This is a genomic window from Streptomyces cylindrosporus, assembly GCF_022698165.1.
GTDB classification, from domain to species: domain Bacteria; phylum Actinomycetota; class Actinomycetes; order Streptomycetales; family Streptomycetaceae; genus Streptomyces; species Streptomyces cylindrosporus.
This window is the reverse complement of record NZ_JALDAY010000013.1, coordinates 287,451-305,422: the sequence shown is the minus strand read 5'-3', so window position 1 is coordinate 305,422 and position 17,972 is coordinate 287,451. Positions and strand designations below refer to the sequence as shown.

Sequence of the window (17,972 nt, the reverse complement as noted above, 5' to 3'; positions counted from 1 at the left end):
CCGGAGAGGGCGTGACCGTGCTCGGTCGCACCCAGCGTGATGTCAGCGGATCAGAGCAGGCGGGCCACCGCTTCCTTGGCTGCACGCTGGACGGCCGTACGGTCGACGCGGACCGTCTCGCCGCCCACGACCACGACCTCACCCGCGACCAGACGTCCTCAGCCGGGCCGGCCACGGCCACCGGGCCGCGGACGGTCTGTTCCCGCGGGGGCAAGATCATGCCTTTCGCGCCGGCGCGCAGTTCTCTCCCGGGAACGTGACGGCCGGCAGCACCGAGACGGCACCCCCTCCCCCGGACACCTCGGCGAGGCTCCCGGGTCTCAGCCGAAGCGCCGAATACGCGCGGCCGTACCGGATGCATACGGCAGCCAGTCGCTCACCGAGCCGGTCGTGACGAACTCGGCGACCGCCGTGGCAAAGGTGTGACCCAGGGTGCGCTCGGCGTCCCCGAAGGAGCCCAGCATCGGGCCGTCCGGATAGGTGTCGAAGGTGCCGAAGAGGAAGGGAAGTTCGCCGCAGTGCGCGGCGCCCAGGGTGTGCTTCTCCCCCGCCGCACTGTAGTCCCACTGGTAGACGTAGGTCGCGTTGCCGCCGGCCGCGTGGTGGTCGGCAATCACCGGCGCGCCGACACGGAAGAACGCGCCGGTCTCCACCACGGTGAGGATCTGCGTCGGCGTGGCATGCGGGAGCTGATCGGCGTATCGCTGGTAGACCTCGGGCCCCTGGGCACCGCGCTGCACGCTCAGGATGTGCCGCGCGCCTTCGGGGGTGAGGGACTGGATGCGTGGGTCGAAGCCGAGGAAGGCGGTCATCTCGTCCGGGTGGTGCCGATCGGCAGCGGCTTGCCTTCCAGGGCGGCGTCCGCGAGCGCTCGCCGCACCGCGCGGGACACCGGCACCACCGAGCACCGGATACATCCGTGGCGCCACGTTTCCCGGGCGGGCGAGCTGGACCGCGAGCTCGCCGTAGGCGGACAGCAGCCGCTCCACGGGCACCGCACGCAGCGCCTCCCCCACGTCCGCCCCGTCCGGCACGGCGAGCAGCCGCAGGTATGCGTTCGCGTGCTCGGCCGCGTTGTCCGGGTCCTGCGGTTCAAGGCCCCACGGGCCGCTCTGCACCAGCACGCGGGAGACCAGCCCCGCCATCTGCGGCACCGCCCGTCGCCGCCTGGAGGCAATGGCCGACCGGCACTTCATCAGGATCGCGACCGAAGTCGATCCCGGCCGCATCCGTCATCCCGAGCCGGGCCTCGATGTCCCCGAGCTCTGAATCGACGTACGTCCCACGGCCGATGCACGTTGGGGTCGATCCGAAGCGTGCCGTCAGGTCGAGGCAGTCGAGGGGTGTACGCCCGCGTGAACGTCAATGCGCGTTGTGCTCTCGTCACATCGGTGAGTTCGGCTTGGTGAGGAGAGCGCCCCGGCCGTGGTGGTGGACCGGGGTGCTTGTTGCGAGCGTCAGCAGGTCGCCTGGACGGCGTCCTCGATGAGATCGGCGACGATCCTGGGGTGACTGAGCATCACGACGTGCGAGGAGCTGGGCACTTCGACGACCTTGCGGGCGTTCGCACGACTGTACATCCAGCGCTCGCAGGCCGGCGGGATCGCCTTGTCCTGGCCGGCGACCAGTCCCCAGGCCGGGATGGTCTTCCAGGCCGCGGCCGTGGTCGGGTAGGTGAAGGAATCGGCGTCGAACGGCCGCTGCGTAGCCTGCAGCACCCGGAAGTCGGCGGCGGAGATGTCGGCGGCGAAAGCCGCCTGGCCGTCCTTGCTCAGGTACAGGTCGGTTCCGGTGGTGCCGTCGGCCTTCGTGTACGGCACCGGCACGCTCACCGGCAGGACCTCGCTGCCGGGGAACTTGCCGATGAGGTCCCCCTGGGTCTCGCCCACGTCGGGCACGAACGCCGCGATGTAGACGAGTGCCGTGACGTTGGCCTTTCCGTCGGCGGCGTTCGTGATGACGGTTCCGCCCATGGAGTGCGCGACCAGCACGACCGGTCCGCTGATGGAGTCCAGCAGGCTCGCGATGTACGGGGCGTCGGTCGGAATGCCTCTCAGCGGGTTCGACCCGCAGACCGTGGTGTAGCCCTTGGCCTGCAGCTTCCGGATGGTGGCGTTCCAGCAGGACGAATCGGCGTAGCCGCCGTGCACCAGCACGATCGTGGGCTTCGCCTTCGGCCTCTCCTCACCGGTGCCGCTCGGCGCCGTCGCCGCGACGGCCGTTCCTTCTGCGCCGACTGTCAGCGCCGCCGACCCGGCCAGCGCCGCTCCGGCGGCCAATACCTTGCGGCGGGAAACCTCGGTGCTCATGGGACTCCTCACACATTGGGGTTGGGGGAAGGGGTCTGACAGAGGGCTCGCCGCTGAGCTACTACACGAAGGGCCGCGGTCTGGTGGATCTTCCGGCCCGTCGGTGCGGACCGGAGGACCTTCGGGATGCTCGGCGCCTGTCGTCCCCAGCGTGACCGAGGGCGGCGGGCACCACCTGAACGGGTGGCTGTCAGGAGTTCGGGCTCGGTCGGGCGGGCGCTCAGCCGCGCACAGCCGACTTTGTCGGGTGCTACATGCCATGGACCTTATGAAGAGCGCTTTTGGGATGGCATCCGTCATATGGTCTAGATTCCGGGGCCGATGGCCCGGCAGTCGCCTTCAGTTCTCGACTTGGAGCTCTTCGCCTTGAACCGCCGATGAGCTCCTGGCGATCGTGCAAGGCCGGCCCGCAGGATGCGTACTGACAGCCCTCGGTCAGTAACGAAGGCGGGCCTCGGACCCGTCGATGCGCAGCCAGCAGTCCTTGAACACCTGCAGCACGGAGTGCCCGCCACCGACCGGAACCAGCGTGAGGTCCAAGTCGCGCAATGGCTTCACCACTGCAACAGTCCGGGTCCCATCCGGATCCGGACCCCTGAGAGCCGCCAAAGCCTCGAACAAGGGCCTTACGCTCTCCCATCCCGGCCCCGGCAAGAAGCGCGCCAAGAAGAACGGCTGATCACAGTCGTACTCACTCAGCTCACCGAGCAGGATGTCCCGCTGCAGAAGCTGCCACTGCATCATGGCCTGCCCCCGGCCTCGACCGCTCAGTCGAGAACCCATCCTCGCGGCGCACAACCACCCGGCCAAACGCCATTCTGAAACGATCAGTTACTCGATGCTGACTGGCCGGACGAACAAACGCGGGCGACGTACGACGACCAAGGCCAAGCAGGTAGTCGAGGCAGTCTGCTGACCGCGGGGCCAAGTGGGTCGCGTCGCACGGCGGGGCCCGGCCGAGGGCCGCCGGGCGCGATCGGCGGCGGCCCTCGGTTCAAGGTGCTGTCTTGGCCGAATGACGGCCGGTGGGTGCGGTCAGGCGTCGCTGGTGTCGGTCGTTGTCGCCTCACCGAGCATGGCTAGAGTCAGCACGTTGCCGGAGATGCCCCAGCCGCCGTCGGCGACCTCTTCGACCAGCACCATGGTGTTGGCGCGGGCGCGCTCGCCGTAGATCTCGACGTACAGCTCGGTGGTGCGGGTGACGATCTCCTGCTTCTGCTTGGGGGTGAGGGTCTTCTCGGGGACCTTGAAGTTCGCGAAAGGCATGGCTGGTTGTTCCTTCTCTCAATGGGGCGTTACAGGGAGCTGCCTGCTGTGAGCAGGTTGTCCAGTCCGATGCGGCGGAAGAAGTCGGCGCGGACGCGGTCGGCGACCGCGGGGACTACGTCGCCGCCGTCTCGGCTGAGGTCTACGTGGGTGCACAGTGGCCGGGTGCGGTTCGGCATCGCGGCCAAGCGCACGACGGCTTCAGCGACCTCTGTCACATCGGCGTCTGGATGGTTGTGCGCGGCCAGACGGTGGTGAACGCACCGGCGCCACGGTCGCGGTGTCGATGCCGAGCGGGAGCACCTCGGCGGCGTCGCTGACGGCCGGCGCATCCATCGCAGCCTCGGCTGCCAAGTACGGGGCCAGGAACCGGGGCAGCCGCCGCGGGTGGTGGAGCTGCCGATCCACACCAGCAGCCCGAGCCTGCTCACGCAAACTTCGGCAGGGCGGCGCGGCTGACGCGCTGCGTGCCCAGGACGTTCACGTCGTACAGGTCCGCGCGTTGCCTGGTGGGGAGCGCCTCGCCTGCGCCCAGGACCATGTGTCCGGCGTGGTGCACGACCCCGTCCAGTCGGCCGCGCCCGGCGAAGATCCGGGGTCCACTGCGGCGTCGGCGGAGTCCTGGGAGGTGGCGTCCGGCTCGACGGCCTGTACGCCGACCTGGCTGTCGGCGCCGTAGCGCGTCAGGGCGGCCGCCGCGGTCGCGTTCGGGGCGCCCTCTGGCGGATGCCCGCCTACACGGTGTGCCGGCGAGGCCCAGAGCCCGCACGGCCAGTGCCCCGATGCCGCTGGAGGCCCCCGTGGCCAGGATGCCGCCGTTGGCGCGGACGACCTGTCCGTTGATCCAGCGGCCGGCCGCAGAGGCCAGGAACGCGACACCGCGCTGGCCACCCACCTCGCCGCAATGGCCCACGGCGTCGAGGAGAGAACCTGCCGCTGCGTCCGGCCTTGGCTGCGACCACACTGATCCGCGGGGTCACCTGGGGTAACTCCTTCGAAGTGCCGATCCAGCACTTTCCGGCGCTCATCAGTGTGCTCACCGCGGCCGGCGCCGCAGCCGCGGCGCCGTGGGTGCTCTCCGTCTGGCTGGCGCAGGAGAGGGCGCAGAAGTTGGCGGAGCAGGAGACGTCTCAGGATGGCGCGGCCGATTTCCCGGCCATGGCCGTCACCGATGTCGTGGCCGTGTGGCGGGTCATCGAAAGGAGCGGACTCGCTCTGTCTCTGATCGTGTCGACTTCCACCTTCAATACCGGTGCCTTGCGGCTGGCGCTCATCGGTTCGGACGCCATCGAGCCGGACGACTTTCCGCCGGTCTTTGTCCTGGGGTACGGCGCCTTCTTCGCCGCTGTCCTGGTGGCGATTCTGCTCCCCCTCGTACTTACCTGGCGGACTCGGGCGTTCGCACTCGTTGAGCAGGCACTGCCCACATCCGGTCCAGGGCTCCTCAGCGAGGACTTGCTCGCAGCCAGGGCCCGGATGGAAGCGCAACTCCACGTCGACGTCAGATTCTTGAGAAACCCGATGGCGATCCTGGGCATTCTGTCCCCTTTTGCTACCGCGTTGATCACCACCCTGGTACCCAACGGCGGCTGACCGGGCCCCTCGCGCACTTCCTCAGCGGCCAACTGGGACGCTCCGAATGGCCAACTGGCGCGCTCAGTCACAGCCACTCACGATGATGGTTGACCAGTGCGGGGCGCCTTCACCATGGGCCGCTGAGTCGAATCCACTTGATGCCACCGGGGTCGATGGCGCACTGTTCAAGTGACGTTGAACGAGGGGCGCGAAAGGGAGTCGATTGTGCTTCTCGGTGGCGGGTTGACGCGGAACATTTCGGTGGTGGGGGTGCAGTGGCCGGGCGAATACTGAGGCGGGGGCGCCTGCTGGGCCTGGCCGCGTTGTTCCTGGTGGGCTCCACGGTCGTGTCCCTGGGCCTTGAGGGTGGCGGTGGCATCCTGCTGCACGTCACGCAGAGCGTCTGGGTGGAGCTGCTTGTGTATCCCGCGCTCTATGTCCTGGCGTTCCTTCTCCTCCTGCTGATGGTGCCGCACATGGAGGAGTTCGAGGGCTGGTCCAAGGGCTGGGTCGTCCTCGCGATGATCGTGGTGCCCATCGCTGCTCTGGTCGTGACGTACCAGACCTACACCGGCCTGGACCAGCGGGCGCTGCACGCCCGAGGCCGGGAGGAGCGGGCGACGGTGACCGACGTGTACTGGGTCGACGGGGGTGCCGATCCGCCAGCTCACGTCGCGCAGCTGGCCGATCCGTCGGGACAGCTGTTGCCAGGCACGGTGTCCGGGGACGGCCTCAAGGCCGGCCAGACCGTCACCGTCACGGTAGATCCCCGGGGGGAGATCCCGGTGCTGCTGGGCACTCCTTCGACAGGTTCAGGGAAGTTCCGGACCGCGGGCATCGCCGCGGGCGTCGAGATCCTGTTCCTTGCATGGGCGGCCTACCGGGGTGCCGCAGACCGGCTGGACACGAAGACGACCGACAAGCCGAAGCCAACGCAGAGGCCCGACGACGTTCGGACATGACGTACCTGCGGCAACGGCCCCAAGGTTCCTCAGCTCCTGCCCGAGCCGCTGCAGAGGGCCGCAGTCGGCAAAGATCTTCCCGTACGCGTACCGGCACAGCTTCGCCCAGCGGCACGCCGACGCGGGAGTCAAGCCGGAAGTTCTCAAGGACCTCGCGCCGATGATCCACTCTCTTCCCGGCCTTCCCGTACGGACGAGATGCCTGCCTCGACGACCACGCTCTTCAGCGACGACGCCTTCGCCCAGCTCCTCCTCTCCCGTCACCACCTCCTGACCGGCAGCTCGCTGTGTCCCTCGGCACCCGGCGGTGACACGGCCCGCCGGCTTTACAAGGACGCACCCTTCGGCCTGCTCGCGCACGACACCGGCTCGGACCCGATGTTCATCTACGCGAACAGAACCGCCCAACAGTGCTTCGAATACTCCTGGGCGGAGTTCGTGCGACTCCCGTCCCGGCTCTCCGCGGCGGGGGAAGGGCAAGGCGACAGGGAGAAGTTCGTGCGATCGGTGACGGAACACGGCTATGCGTCCGGCTACCGGGGGCTGAGGATCGCCAAGTCCGGCCGGAGATTCTGGATCGAGGACGTCACCGTGTGGAATCTGGTAGACGCCGACGGCACCCACCACGGTTAGGCCGCCGTGTTCCGTTCGTGGACGGACGAGGCACAGGCACGGACAGGCGGCTGACCCGGTCCGTTCCTCATCCTGGCAGCGTGTGCTGCCGCCGTCCGCGACGACCAGCTGCCCCGTGGCGAACCCGGCGGCGTCCGAGGCGAGGAACACCGCGACGCCCGAAATGTCGGCGGGCAGCCGGACGCGCTTGATGTCCTCGCTCCGTACGACGTACTCGAAGAAGGCGTCGTCCGTGTTGGCCTCGGAACCGGCATCGCGGACCCGGCCCGCCGCGACGCCGTTGACGGTGATGCCGTGGGCGGCGAGGCTGGCGCGGTTGCCTCGTGCAGAGGTCAGATGCCGAGGTGACGGTACGGCTGCGTACGCAAACTCCCGGTCAGGTTCTGCCCGGGATCCTCGGCGCCGCTCAGTCCAGAGCGGTAGAACGCCAGGTGGCGTTCCGCAGCGGTGGCCCAGGTGTGGCGTGCGGCGAGACGGCGGCCCCTCGCTTGGCGCGCGGGGGTGTCGTCCGTGAGCGCGGCGCCGAGCTCGGCGGCGAGGTCCTGGTGGCTGGTCGCGAAACGGGCGGCGCTGTCGAACACCTCGCGCAGTACGGGCAGATCGCGTACGACCAGCGGAACTCCCGCGGCGAGTGCCTCCATCGCGGCGAGTCCGAAGCCCTCCTTGACGGACGGGAAGGCGAACGCGGAGGCGGCGGCCACCAGGGGCGGCAGCTCGTCCTCGGCGACCTGGCCCAACACGACGGGTTCGACGCGGAGTTCAGCTGCGCGTGCCTCCCATCGGGCCCGGTAGTCGCGGTAGTCGAAGAGGGTCTCGCCGCCCGCGATCACCAGCCGTACGTCCGGGTGTGCGGAGGCCAGCAGGGCGTACGCCTCCAGCAGGTCCAGCGAGCCCTTGCGGGGTTCGATGCCGCCAACCGTCAGGACGTAACGGCCCAGGCGGGCCCGCCAGTTGGCGCGGGCGGCCGGATCGGTGGTGGCGAAACGGCCGTAGGCCACTCCGTTGGGAATGACCGCCGCCTCGATGCCCCAGCCGTCGGCCAGTTCCCTGGCGACGGCCGCCGACACGCAGATGTGCGCGTACGGCTCGACGATGGCCCGCTCGTGGCAGGCGGCCAGTTCGGGGGTGGTGAAGTGGTCGAGGTGGTGGACCGTGCGGATGCAGCGGCCGCCGACCGCGTTGGCGCTGATGCAGTCCTGGGCGTGGACGATGTCGTATGCGGCCGCGAAGGGCTCGAACGCCGTGCCCAGGACGGCGATGGAGCGCAGGATTCGTTCGCCGACGGTCTCCTCGGGCGGGCCGTCCGGGAACGGCACGATCCGCAGCCGTACGGCGGGGTCGACCGGCCGGAAGAAGCCCGCGTCGCCGCCGCGGCCCAGCGTCCACACCGTGACGTCCTGCCCGGCCGCGGCGAGCGCCTCGGCGAGCGCGAGGGTGTGGACGACGCCGCCGCGCGGCCTGGTGGAGTAGCTCAGCAGAGCGATCCTCACGTGCGGTCCTCCCGGTAGGCGTCAGGCCGGCGCTCATCGAGGTGGCGCAGGATGCGGCGGGCGCGGTCGATCTCCTCGGCGACGTCGATCCCGGCGACCGCCAGGCCGGCCTTGGACCAGGTGCGTGCGAGGATGTCACCGCCCGGGCCGACAACCTTGGACTGGCCGAGGAAGCGCATGCCGCCCATGGCGCCGGTCTGGTTGGAGGAGGCGAGGACGACCTGGTTCTCGGCGGCGCGGGCCTGGTCGTACAGGTCGAAGAGTTTGGCCTGGCGGTCCTGGGCCATGCGCGGGGCGCGGTTGGTGAGGGACGTGGGCCAGGCGGAGAGGCAGGCGAGGATCTCCGCGCCGTCCAACGCCAGAGAACGGGCCGACTCGGGGAACGTCTTGTCGTAGTCGATGAGCATGCCGATGCGGCCCACCGGGGTGTCGAAGGCGTCGAAGCGGTCACCGGGCGCGTAGGCGGCGACCTCGCCGGCCGGCAGGTGGACCTTGCGGTGGCGGCCGAGGACACCGTCGCCGCTGACGCAGACCGCGGCGTTGTAGCGCTCGTCGCCGCCGTCCTCGCAGTAGCCGAGACAGACCACCATCTCGGCGGCCAGGCGGGCGACTTGGAGGATCAGCGGGTCGTCCGGCTTCAAGGCCGGCGGCAGCGCGTCCGGGTCGGGGTGGCGCAGGTCGGCGAGATAGCCGCCGAGCGCGGCGTCGGGCAGGACCAGCAGACCGGCGCCGGAGGCGCGCGCGTCGTCGATGAGTTTGGCGATGCGGGCCAGATCGAACTCCAGGTCGCGGCCGAAGTGGGCGGCCGCGGCCGCGATCCGGATCGTGCTCATGCGCTGACTGCTCCTGTGGGTATGTCGTAGGTCTCGGGCCGCCGGTCGCGCAGGTGCCCCATCGACCGCCGGGCGGTCTCCAGTGCCTGTGCGACGTCCAGTTCGGCGACGGCGACGCCGGCCGCGACCCCCGTGTCGGCGAGGATCTCGCCGCCGGGGTCGACGACCTTGGCGCTGCCGACGAAGCGTAGCGACCCGAACGTGCCCGCCTGGTTGGCCGACAGCCACACGATCTGGTTCTCCAGCGCGCGGGCCCGGTCGAAGAGGTCGAAGCGGCGTTTCCAGCGGTCGTCGACGAGGTCGGTGGCCGCGTTCGTCCGGGATCCCGGCCACGCGGAGACGCAGACCCCGATCTCGGCGCCGTCGAGCGCGAGCGCGCGGGCGGACTCCGGGAACGCCTTGTCGTAGCAGATCATCATGCCCATGCGGCCGACCGGCGTCTCGAAGGCGTGGAAGCGGTCACCGGAGGAGTAGCTGGCGTCCTCGGTCAGCGGCTGGTGCACCTTGCGGTGGTTGCCGAGGACGCCGTCGCCGGTGACGCAGACAACGCTGTTGTAGCGGGCGTCTCCGGCGGCTTCGCAGTATCCGGCGACGACCGTCATCTCCCCGGCCAGGGAGGCCAGTCGGCGGATCTCGGGGCCGTCGAGGGCGAGCGCGGGCGGGCCCTCGTCGAGTTCGGTGGAGTCGTCGAGGCTCAGCAGATACCCGCCGAGGCACGCCTCGGGCAGCGCCAGCAGTCGTACGCCCTCCTCACGGGCTTCCTTGATCAGCCGTTCGGCGATCTGGAAGTCCTCCTCCAGGTCGCGGCCGAACTCGGCGGCAACGGCGGCCATGCGCAGGGTGGTCATGCTGTCCCCATCCCGGTCACAGTGGACATGACCGCTTCGGTGATCTCTCCGTCGGGCCAGCGCAGCCCGACGCCTTCTCCGTCGGTGAGCTCCCCGCACACCGCACCCGTGGCGGGTCCGGCGGGGAGGGGCGGTGCGCCCGGTTCGTCGGCCGTGAGCATCGCGAAGCCCGGGAAGCAGGTGAACCAGTCCCCCACGGTCGCGGCCTCCGGCCGGGGTACGGCGGCCACGTCGAGCACCGCACGGCAGCCGCTCGCCTCGGCGAGCATGCCGAGGGTGCCGGCGATGCCCGCCATCGACACGTCCTTGGCGGCGGCGGGCCGCGCGGCGGCCACCGCGCCGGTCATCGTGCGCAGTTCGTCGGTACGACGGTGGCTGGTCGAGTCCCACTGGCGGCCCCGGTAGCGCGGGCGCCAGCTCCCGCCGAGGTCGGCGGTGAGGCGTACGGCGTGTCCGGGACGGCCGCCACCGCCCGGCACCGGCCGGTCCGTGCGGCCGAGCGCGGTCACCGACAGGGCGGCCGGGACGCCGAGTTGGGTGTGTCCGCCGAGCACCGGTATGTCGTACGCCTGTGCTGCGCGGGTCAGTCCGGCCAGGATCAGGGCGGCGTGCGCGGCGTCGCGGGCGCCCACCGCGTCGAGCAGCCCGAGCGGTGCGGCGCCCATGGCCGCGAGGTCGTTGACGTTCACGAGGACCGCGCACCAACCCGCCCACTCGGGGTCCCGTTCGACCATGGACGGCACGATCGCGTCGCACGCCGCGATCACGTCCGTGCCGGGAACGGGCGCGCCGTCGTCACCGACGAAGCCCGGGGGCGGGGCCAGCGCGGCAAGGAGAGCTCCGAGGGGCGCTTTCGTGGCCGTCGCGAGGGCGGCGATGCGGCCGATCGGCCAGCGCATCAGGACGTGCGGCACGCCCGCGACCGTCGTGTCCCGCACCCGCTGCCAGCCTAGGCGCTGGAACAGCACCTCGTTGCGGGCCTGGACGGTCGCGTCGAACCGCAGCACGCCTTCCGCTTCGGCGTGGGCGCAGGCGGCCCGGACGAGCGCGGCGCCGATGCCGTACGGGCCGCGGGCCCTGCGGGCGACGACCAGGCGCCCGCCCTGCCACCAGCCGAGGTCGGGGCCGTCGTCGACCGGGCCGAGGCGCACCCCACCGACCACGGTGCCCTCGGGGTCCTTCGCGACCAGGACGACGGTCCGGGGGTCGCTGTCGTGGTCGTCCAGGTCGTGATGGGCGAAGAGTTCCTGCTCCTGGACGAAGGCGGCGCGGCGCAGCTCCCGGTAGGCGGCCATGTCCGCCGGGCTCTCCGCCTCCTCGATGTGGAAGGCGGGCCGACGGGCGAGCGTGTTGCGGTCGCCCAGCAGGGCCAGGATGTCTTGTGGAGCATCCACGGTCGGCACGGTCACGGAGCCGTCGAGGTTCACGGTGCTCACCCGCCCGCTGTCTGGAGCACGCTGCACGCTCCGCAGGCCGCACAACCGGCCTTCTGGTCGGCGCCCCTCATCCCGGCGGTGCGCAGCTTCGCGGCGACGCCCTCGGTGGCGTACGTCAGGAGTTGCGCGCCCGGTGCCGCGATGCCGTCGCGGGCGGCGAGGGTGCCGCTCATCGGGCGGAACGGGACGATGAAGGGGTACACCCCCCGGTCGATCAACTCGCCTGCGCCCTTGATGAGTTCGTCGGGATCTTCACCGAGTCCGACGAGGAGGTAGGTGGAGACGCGGTTGGGTCCGAAGACGCGCACCGCCTCGTCCCACGCGGCCTCGTAGTCGGCCAGCGGGACCGTCGACTTGCCGGGCATCCAGCGTCGGCGCACCTCGTCGTCGAGGGACTCGACGTGGATGCCGATGGCGGTGGCGCCGGCGTCGTGCAGCGCGCGGATCCAGGCGAGGTCGCCGGGTGGTTCGCACTGGACCTGGATCGGCAGACCGGGCACGGCCGCCAGCACCGCCCGGACCGACCGTACGAGGGTGCGGGCGCCGCGGTCGGGTCCGGTGGTGGTGCCGGTCGTCATCACCATCTGCCGTACGCCGTCGAGCCGTACGGCGGCCTCGGCGACCTCGGCGAGCTGCGCCGGGGTCTTGGCGGCCACGGTGGCGCCGGAGCGCAGGGACTCCTCGATCGTGCAGAAGCGGCAGCGGTCGGACTCGGCGTAGCGGATGCAGGTCTGCACGACGGTGGTGGCCAGGACATCCGAGCCGTGCAGGCGGGCGATCTGCTCGTAGCGGATACCGTCGGCCGTGGCCAGGTCGTAGAACCTCGGTCGCCGCACGGGTGTGAGGGAGATTCCGGTGTCCTCGTCACCGAGCCACACCTTGCCGTCCCGCACGGAGTAGGGACTGTGGGGATTGCGTGGGAGCGCGGCGTTGGCACCGTCAACGAGGACGTGTCCGTCGTCGCTGGGGCCCGCGCCGTCCGGCCGCCGCACGGGCGTGTCCGACGCGACGCCGCGCAGGGCGAGTTCGGCGCGGGTCATGATCCGCACGTCCACCGCCGTACCGCTGTTCCCGGTGCCAACGCTCACGTCGTGCTCCCTACAGCTGGTAGGTGGAGTTGATGATGGCGCCCTTGCGCGCGTAGTGGATCAGCGCGTCCTGGACGTCGAGGGGGTGGGTGGGGATGACGCCCTCGATGAGGTCCTCCTCGCGGGCGCCGTGCAGGGACAGGCCGAAGCGGCAGCAGTAGACCTTGCCGCCCTCGGCGATGAACGTCTTGAGCTGGTTGTTGATGTTGTGCTCGCCAGGGAAGGCGGAGTTGCCGGTGGTCGGGAAGCCGCGGGTGGCCAGGCAGTTGAGCGAGCCGGGGCCGTAGAAGTAGATCGCGGTCTCGAAGCCCTTGCGCAGGGCGCGGGTGGCCTGCAGGACCGCGACGAAGGAGACCGAGGACTCGTGGGCGATGCCGTGGACGAGGGTGAAGTAGGTCTCGCCGTTCTCGGCCTGGTAGTCGGGGAAGACCTTGGTGGAGCCGTAGATGCTGGTGCCCTCGGGGAGCGAGGGGTGCGGGATCTCGTCGAGGGACTTCTGCTCGACGTCGGAGAGTTCGGCGGTGACGACGGATTCGGACATGGCTGTCTCCTTGCGCGGACGGGAAGGGAGTGGGAGTCGGTCGGGCAGCGGGAGTCGGTCAGTCGTAGAGCGCGGCGAACGTGGCCCGGAAGACCAGGTCGCCGAGTTCGCCGCCGCCGGTGGCTTCGGCGAGGCGGGCGTACTCGCCGGTGAAGTCACCCCACGGCTGATCGCTGGCGAACAGCACCCGGTCGTGGCCGATGCCGCGGCGCTCGATCTCCTGGGCCAGCCAGCGGGGAGTGAAGCCGATGGCCCAGGAAAGATCGGTGTAGACGCGCTTGCCGGCGGTGATCCAGTCGAAGAACCGGGAGCCGGCGAGCTTGATGTGGCCGCTCATCCCGCCGCCGAAGTGCACGAGATGGACGGGCACTTGGTCGGCGTACCAGTCGACGAGGTGGCCGACCTCGTCGATGTCGGAGGCGGCGCCGGGAGAGGTGTGGACGTGGACGACGAGGCCGTGCCGGGCGGCTTCGGCGAAGATGCGGTCGAGTTGGGGGCGGCAGGCGGGGTCGGTGGGGCGGCCGCCCAGCAGGAAGCTCAGCTTGAGGGCCTTGACTCCGGGCTCGCCCGCCAACTGGAGGGCGGCTTCTGTGCGTTGGGCGTCCTCCGGCCGCGGGGACACCCACAGTCCGGCGCGGATCCGGTCATCGCTCTGCGCTGCTTCCAGCGCGAGCTCGTTGAAGGAGAAGGCGATCGCGGGGTCCGGGACACCGTAGTTGGGGATGACCAGGGCCCGTTCGGTGCCCTCCGTGTCCAGGTCGGCGATGAGCTGCTTGACGGTGGCGCGGGCGGTGGTGTCCGGGTTGACGGATGGGCCGCCGTAGAAGGGATAGGCGGGCAGGACGCCGATGTGGCGGTGCGCGTCGTGGACCATGGTGTGGTTCCTCAGCCGCATGGTGTGGTTTAGCCGCAGGGATTAGTGAGCCGCAGGGTGTGGTTCCTCAGCCGATCGGGAGGGCGGAGGCGAGTTCGCTGGGGGCTCCGGTGAGCGTGCCGCACACGTCGGCCAGGCGGCGCGAGGCATCGATGTGGTCCGCGAGGAACTCGGCGTCCCGGCCGACCGCCTCGAAGCGGCCAGAGCCCCACGAGTACTGCCAGGGCAGACCGAGGAAGTGCAGGCCGGACGTGCTGGTGGCGCCACGCCAGTGCATCGGGTAGCCGCGCCCGTCGAAGACGGGGGCCTCGATCCACCGGTGGTCGCGCCGGAAGCCGGTCGACCAGATCACCGAGGTGATGCCGGCGGTCTCCAGGTCCAGTGCGCGCGGCTGCTCGTTCGGCTCCCACACCGGGACGTACCGCGGCTCCGTCGGGGCGTCGATGCCGTGCGCGGTGATGTGGGCGTCGATGGCGTCCTTGATGCCCTCGGCGACGGCGTCGGCGTGGTCGAGGTTCACCTTCAGGTCGTCGGCGAACTCCAGGCCGGTACCGGTGATCGCGGTGAGCCGCCCGTACAGCCGCATGCCGTCGCGGGCGAAGGCGCGCAGGTCGATGTCGCGGCCGCCGTCGCGGCCGGTGACGTAGTGGTTGACCCGCATGCGCACGGCGTCGGCGTCGTCGAACTCGTCGATGGACTTGTCGTAGTGGCCCATGTCGTCGAGCCAGGCCACGCAGTCGCGGCCGCGGTAGAAGCGGGCCACACGAGGGGCACTGCCGACGGCCAGGTGCACCTGGCGCCCGGCGAGGTGTAGGTCCTCGGCGATCTGGCAGCCGGACTGGCCGGTGCCGACCACGAGGACGGCGCCCCCGGGGAGTTGGCCGGGGCTGCGGTAGCGGGAGGAGTGGACCTGTGTGATGTCGTCGGGCAGGCGCTGGGCCATCGGCGGGACGGAGGGTGTGTGGTAGGGGCCGGTGGCGACCACCACCTGCTCGGCGGTGACGTCCCCGGCGGTGGTCGAGAGTTCGAACACCCCGGTGGGCGAGCGCCGCAGCCGGGTGACCGTCACACCCTCCACCAGCGGCGGCCGGAATAACGACACATAGTCCTCCAGGTACCGGACGATCTCGTCACGGACCATGAACCCGTCCGGATCGTCGCCCTCATACGGATAACCGGGCAGCCTGCACTGCCAGTTGGGGGTCACCAGACAGAAGGAGTCCCAGCGCCGCTCACGCCACTCGTGCCCGACCCGGTTCGCCTCGACCACGACGTGCTCGACACCACGCCGGCCAAGGCAGTAGCTCATGGAGAGCCCCGCCTGACCGCCACCGACCACGACCACCGGGATCGGGGCACCTCCCCGGCCCGTCAGGCCGGAGGGAAGGGCGCCGAGCGCCCGTATCGCCGAAGCCGAGCTCACCGCGTGCTCCCGTCGGCGCCGGTCAGGGATTCGACCGTGACCTCGGCGCCACTGACAGCGGCGTACGCGGCGGCGGCCCGCTCGATCTGCGCGAGTTGGCCGGAGGCACCGGTACAGAAGAAGCCGAACTTCTCCCTCACGCGCTCCCCGGCGATATCGAGTGCCGTGCGGCTGCGCTCCACGAAATCCGCAACTGCGTATTGACCGCCGGGAACGAAATAGTCCTCGACTACCGTGGAGGGGGAATAGCAGCGCTGCGTCGCGCCATCGGGCCAGCGCACATGAAAATACATCTCGGGCATGACATCCTCCATGCCGGGCGCCGAGGCTTGACACCTCGCCGCTGTCCGTGGAGACCAACTCCAGCCCTCGGGGATTTCCGAACGAAGTCATCCGGAATAAAGGGGAGTTGCCAGAACCTCACTCCGGCGGAACGGAAATGCCGCGCCCATCAGCGCGCTCCGCACATTGCGGATAGCCCGTCCGAGAAGTTCCCCGCCCTCAGATCCACGCCGAACTGGAAGCGCTCCCCCGACGTCCATCCCGACCCGGGCAAGCAGGCAATGAACCCGATCTGCCGCGCAGGACTCACCCACCCTCCGCGCACGACATCCCGCCTGGCGCTTGCACGAACCCCGCCTGCGGATTCGTCTGCAACGCCGGCTGGAGCCCCAAGCCCGCCACCGAGAGGCAGACGGGAATCCCCTCCCTGAGATGGCGAAGAAAGGGAGGAGAACGTCAGCCCGCGCAGATGAGCCGGGCGTCGGCCCGGCCGGCGTCGTCGCGGGCGTTGCCGCCGGCACTGTCCTGGACGACGAGGTGCAGGTCCTGGACGCCGCACACTTCGAGGCCCAAAGACGCGGCCTGAGAATCGCCGGTCAGGACAGGGACAGTGGTCACACTGTGGCCGTCAGCGACGACGGCGACGACAACGAAGGAGACCGAGCCGTAGGGGGCGACCTCGTCGTCGATACCGACCGCGGCGGTGAGACGGGCAGCTGCGTCCCGGGGGAAGACGAGCCCGAACGTCGCACCTCCAGATGGCGCCCCGGCACCGTTGCGGGTCTTGAAGCGGCATCGATCTGCCAATCGGCGCCTGCGCGTGGCAACTGGGTCATTCGCGGAGGGGTGTAGCTCTTCTGCACGCTGGGCTGGATGAGGCGGTACTAGGGTGCCCGCTGCCAGCCGGTGGATGGTGAACTGCCGGAGATCCGGCGGGAGGCCGTGCTGACCGACCTGCCACCCGAGGCGGAGCGCCACTTCGTCCCCTTGTGCACCGCTGGCCGCCCGAGTCCCAAGACTTCGCCGACCTCACGTGGTTCGGCGTCCAGGCGGCTCGGTGCAGATGTACGCAGCCCCGCCGCCGATCCGCCCGGCGGAGGGATCTCCAGTGGGGGCGTGCACGGCTTGCAACCGCCCGCGCATGCCCCCACGCCGCGCTCAGCGCCAGCCCAGTGCCGGAGCGACGTGCGTCAGGATGCTCTCGATCACATGGGCGTTGTACGCGACCCCGAGCTGGTTGGGCACGGTGAGGAGCAGTGTGTCGGCGGCCGCGACCGCTTCGTCCTCGGCGAGCTGCTTGACCAGCACGTCGGGCTCGGCGGCGTAGGAGCGGCCGAAGATCGCACGGGTGTTGGCGTCGATGTAGCCGATCTGGTCCTTCGAGTTGCTCTCACGGCCGAAGTAGGCGCGGTCGCGGTCGTCGACCAGGGCGAAGATGCTGCGGCTGACCGAGACCCGCGGCTCACGGGTGTGGCCGGCCTCCCGCCAGGCCTTGCGGTAGGCCTCGATCTGCTTGCGCTGCTGGACGTGCAGAGGTTCGCCGCTCTCGTCGTCCTTGAGGGTCGAGCTCTGCAGGTTCATCCCGAGCCTGGCCGCCCACGCCGCGGTGGCGTTCGAGCTGGATCCCCACCAGATACGGTCCCTGAGGCCTTCGGAGTGCGGCTCGATGCGCAGCAGTCCGGGCGGGTTGGAGAACATCGGGTTGGGGTTGGGCTGCGCGAAGCCCTGACCCGTCAGTACGTCCAGGAGCCGCTCGGTGTGGGCGCGAGCCATGTCGGCGTCCGTGGCTCCTTCGGCCGGCAGGTGCCCGAAGTGGCGCCAACCGTCGATGACCTGCTCCGGGGATCCTCTGCTGATCCCGAGCTGCAGCCGGCCACCGGAGATCAGGTCCGCGGCGCCGGCGTCCTCGGCCATGTAGAGCGGGTTCTCGTAGCGCATGTCGATCACGCCGGTGCCGATCTCGATCCGGCTGGTGCGCGCGCCGATGGCGGCCAGCAGCGGGAACGGCGAGGCGTACTGGCGCGCGAAGTGATGGACGCGGAAGTACGCGCCGTCGGCGCCCAGTTCCTCCGCGGCCACCGCGAGGTCGATCGCCTGGAGCAGGGCGTCCGCGGCGGAGCGCGTCTGAGAGTGCGGCGATGGCGTCCAGTGGCCGAAGGACAGGAACCCGATCTTTTTCATACCGCTTTCAACAATCAAGGTCGGAGTTCATTCCCCACCCGAATCTGCGGCACTCACGTGGCTGTTACCGGCGCTTTCACCGAAGGTCCTGGCTCGCCCCTCTCCTCCGGCGCGGTCGACCGCTCGCGTCCGCATGCGGCCGGCGGCTGGAGCGCGTCGTCGAAGCGGACACCGCGAGCGACATGAGCGCCCCGCCGAGGTCGAGCCGGACGAGAGGATCGCTGCGGGGCG

Annotated in this window: 20 protein-coding genes and 1 pseudogene; 4 read left to right on the top strand and 17 right to left on the bottom strand. The window is 70.3% G+C overall.

The annotated features are described in order from the left end of the window. Positions 1-11: 11 nt before the first annotated feature. Complete coding sequence (locus MQP27_RS38390) at positions 12-260, top strand: hypothetical protein (protein WP_242774031.1); 249 nt, start codon at positions 12-14, stop codon at positions 258-260. 60 nt (positions 261-320) lie between these two features. On the opposite strand, the gene MQP27_RS38385 is transcribed toward MQP27_RS38390, so the two are convergent. The 5 genes from MQP27_RS38385 to MQP27_RS38365 all read right to left on the bottom strand — a co-directional run bounded on the left by MQP27_RS38385 (position 321) and on the right by MQP27_RS38365 (position 3,754). Then, positions 321-1,145, bottom strand: coding sequence for a carboxylesterase family protein (locus tag MQP27_RS38385; protein ID WP_242774030.1), 825 nt, complete (start codon positions 1,143-1,145; stop codon positions 321-323). A gap of 312 nt (positions 1,146-1,457) precedes the next feature. Further along, entirely contained in the window at positions 1,458-2,309 is an 852-nt protein-coding gene (locus MQP27_RS38380) for an alpha/beta hydrolase (protein ID WP_242774029.1), read from the bottom strand. A 435-nt stretch (positions 2,310-2,744) separates the two neighbouring features. Continuing rightward, complete coding sequence (locus MQP27_RS38375) at positions 2,745-3,053, bottom strand: hypothetical protein (RefSeq protein ID WP_242774028.1); 309 nt, start codon at positions 3,051-3,053, stop codon at positions 2,745-2,747. 291 nt (positions 3,054-3,344) lie between these two features. Continuing rightward, a complete protein-coding gene (locus MQP27_RS38370) occupies positions 3,345-3,575 on the bottom strand; it encodes a tautomerase family protein (RefSeq protein WP_242774026.1) in 231 nt (76 codons plus the stop codon). 29 nt (positions 3,576-3,604) lie between these two features. Further along, on the bottom strand, positions 3,605-3,754 hold the full coding sequence (locus MQP27_RS38365) for a short-chain dehydrogenase/reductase (RefSeq protein WP_242774024.1): 150 nt from the start codon (positions 3,752-3,754) through the stop codon (positions 3,605-3,607). Between the two features lie 769 nt (positions 3,755-4,523). Between MQP27_RS38365 and MQP27_RS38360 the strand changes: the two genes are divergently transcribed. The 3 genes from MQP27_RS38360 to MQP27_RS38350 all read left to right on the top strand — a co-directional run bounded on the left by MQP27_RS38360 (position 4,524) and on the right by MQP27_RS38350 (position 6,745). After that, the gene (locus tag MQP27_RS38360) at positions 4,524-5,168 is read left to right on the top strand and encodes a hypothetical protein (protein ID WP_242774023.1); all 645 of its coding nucleotides are present in this window, start codon (positions 4,524-4,526) and stop codon (positions 5,166-5,168) included. 257 nt (positions 5,169-5,425) lie between these two features. Beyond that, the gene (locus MQP27_RS38355; RefSeq protein WP_242774022.1) at positions 5,426-6,112 is read left to right on the top strand and encodes a hypothetical protein; all 687 of its coding nucleotides are present in this window, start codon (positions 5,426-5,428) and stop codon (positions 6,110-6,112) included. A gap of 198 nt (positions 6,113-6,310) precedes the next feature. After that, positions 6,311-6,745, top strand: a complete 435-nt coding sequence (locus tag MQP27_RS38350; protein ID WP_242774021.1) for an MEKHLA domain-containing protein — start codon at positions 6,311-6,313, stop codon at positions 6,743-6,745. 93 nt (positions 6,746-6,838) lie between these two features. Here MQP27_RS38350 and MQP27_RS51210 read toward each other — a convergent pair. The 12 genes and pseudogenes from MQP27_RS51210 to MQP27_RS38290 form a co-directional block, all read right to left on the bottom strand. Continuing rightward, positions 6,839-7,081, bottom strand: a pseudogene (locus MQP27_RS51210) (SDR family oxidoreductase); the annotation flags it as partial. Then, entirely contained in the window at positions 7,078-8,235 is a 1,158-nt protein-coding gene (locus MQP27_RS38340; RefSeq protein WP_242774020.1) for an MSMEG_0565 family glycosyltransferase, read from the bottom strand. The gene MQP27_RS38340 and the pseudogene MQP27_RS51210, both read right to left, overlap by 4 nt. Then, entirely contained in the window at positions 8,232-9,068 is an 837-nt protein-coding gene (locus tag MQP27_RS38335; protein ID WP_242774019.1) for a carbon-nitrogen hydrolase family protein, read from the bottom strand. The genes MQP27_RS38340 and MQP27_RS38335 overlap by 4 nt, the downstream gene beginning before the upstream one ends. Further along, the gene (locus MQP27_RS38330; protein WP_242774017.1) at positions 9,065-9,916 is read right to left on the bottom strand and encodes a carbon-nitrogen hydrolase family protein; all 852 of its coding nucleotides are present in this window, start codon (positions 9,914-9,916) and stop codon (positions 9,065-9,067) included. Before MQP27_RS38330 ends, MQP27_RS38335 begins: the two co-directional genes overlap by 4 nt. Beyond that, positions 9,913-11,352 (bottom strand): MSMEG_0567/sll0787 family protein, encoded by a 1,440-nt coding sequence (locus MQP27_RS38325; protein ID WP_242774014.1) that lies wholly within the window; start codon positions 11,350-11,352, stop codon positions 9,913-9,915. The genes MQP27_RS38330 and MQP27_RS38325 overlap by 4 nt, the downstream gene beginning before the upstream one ends. Next, positions 11,349-12,440: an MSMEG_0568 family radical SAM protein gene (locus MQP27_RS38320; protein ID WP_242774012.1), complete on the bottom strand. Its 1,092-nt coding sequence runs from the start codon at positions 12,438-12,440 to the stop codon at positions 11,349-11,351. The genes MQP27_RS38325 and MQP27_RS38320 overlap by 4 nt, the downstream gene beginning before the upstream one ends. A 10-nt stretch (positions 12,441-12,450) precedes the next feature. After that, positions 12,451-12,981, bottom strand: a complete 531-nt coding sequence (locus MQP27_RS38315; protein WP_059193510.1) for an MSMEG_0572/Sll0783 family nitrogen starvation response protein — start codon at positions 12,979-12,981, stop codon at positions 12,451-12,453. 58 nt (positions 12,982-13,039) lie between these two features. After that, on the bottom strand, positions 13,040-13,855 hold the full coding sequence (locus MQP27_RS38310) for an amidohydrolase family protein (RefSeq protein WP_242774011.1): 816 nt from the start codon (positions 13,853-13,855) through the stop codon (positions 13,040-13,042). A 67-nt stretch (positions 13,856-13,922) separates the two neighbouring features. After that, on the bottom strand, positions 13,923-15,278 hold the full coding sequence (locus MQP27_RS38305) for an MSMEG_0569 family flavin-dependent oxidoreductase (RefSeq protein WP_242774010.1): 1,356 nt from the start codon (positions 15,276-15,278) through the stop codon (positions 13,923-13,925). Beyond that, a complete protein-coding gene (locus MQP27_RS38300; protein WP_242774009.1) occupies positions 15,275-15,580 on the bottom strand; it encodes an MSMEG_0570 family nitrogen starvation response protein in 306 nt (101 codons plus the stop codon). Before MQP27_RS38300 ends, MQP27_RS38305 begins: the two co-directional genes overlap by 4 nt. 436 nt (positions 15,581-16,016) lie before the next feature. Beyond that, positions 16,017-16,367: an NPCBM/NEW2 domain-containing protein gene (locus MQP27_RS38295; RefSeq protein WP_242774008.1), complete on the bottom strand. Its 351-nt coding sequence runs from the start codon at positions 16,365-16,367 to the stop codon at positions 16,017-16,019. Between the two features lie 351 nt (positions 16,368-16,718). After that, on the bottom strand, positions 16,719-17,741 hold the full coding sequence (locus MQP27_RS38290) for an LLM class flavin-dependent oxidoreductase (RefSeq protein WP_242774007.1): 1,023 nt from the start codon (positions 17,739-17,741) through the stop codon (positions 16,719-16,721). Positions 17,742-17,972 lie beyond the last annotated feature (231 nt).

Excerpts from the sequence above, each read along its gene's own strand:
- MQP27_RS38365 (WP_242774024.1), bottom strand. The coding sequence starts at position 3,754 with ATGCCGAACCGCACCCGGCCACTGTGCACCCACGTAGACCTCAGCCGA.
- MQP27_RS38290 (WP_242774007.1), bottom strand. The coding sequence starts at position 17,741 with ATGAAAAAGATCGGGTTCCTGTCCTTCGGCCACTGGACGCCATCGCCG.
- MQP27_RS38300 (WP_242774009.1), bottom strand. The coding sequence starts at position 15,580 with ATGCCCGAGATGTATTTTCATGTGCGCTGGCCCGATGGCGCGACGCAG.
- MQP27_RS38335 (WP_242774019.1), bottom strand. The coding sequence starts at position 9,068 with ATGAGCACGATCCGGATCGCGGCCGCGGCCGCCCACTTCGGCCGCGAC.
- MQP27_RS38370 (WP_242774026.1), bottom strand. The coding sequence starts at position 3,575 with ATGCCTTTCGCGAACTTCAAGGTCCCCGAGAAGACCCTCACCCCCAAG.
- MQP27_RS38310 (WP_242774011.1), bottom strand. The coding sequence starts at position 13,855 with ATGGTCCACGACGCGCACCGCCACATCGGCGTCCTGCCCGCCTATCCC.
- MQP27_RS38385 (WP_242774030.1), bottom strand. The coding sequence starts at position 1,145 with ATGGCGGGGCTGGTCTCCCGCGTGCTGGTGCAGAGCGGCCCGTGGGGC.
- MQP27_RS38330 (WP_242774017.1), bottom strand. The coding sequence starts at position 9,916 with ATGACCACCCTGCGCATGGCCGCCGTTGCCGCCGAGTTCGGCCGCGAC.
- MQP27_RS38380 (WP_242774029.1), bottom strand. The coding sequence starts at position 2,309 with ATGAGCACCGAGGTTTCCCGCCGCAAGGTATTGGCCGCCGGAGCGGCG.
- MQP27_RS38350 (WP_242774021.1), top strand. The coding sequence starts at position 6,311 with ATGCCTGCCTCGACGACCACGCTCTTCAGCGACGACGCCTTCGCCCAG.
- MQP27_RS38315 (WP_059193510.1), bottom strand. The coding sequence starts at position 12,981 with ATGTCCGAATCCGTCGTCACCGCCGAACTCTCCGACGTCGAGCAGAAG.
- MQP27_RS38375 (WP_242774028.1), bottom strand. The coding sequence starts at position 3,053 with ATGATGCAGTGGCAGCTTCTGCAGCGGGACATCCTGCTCGGTGAGCTG.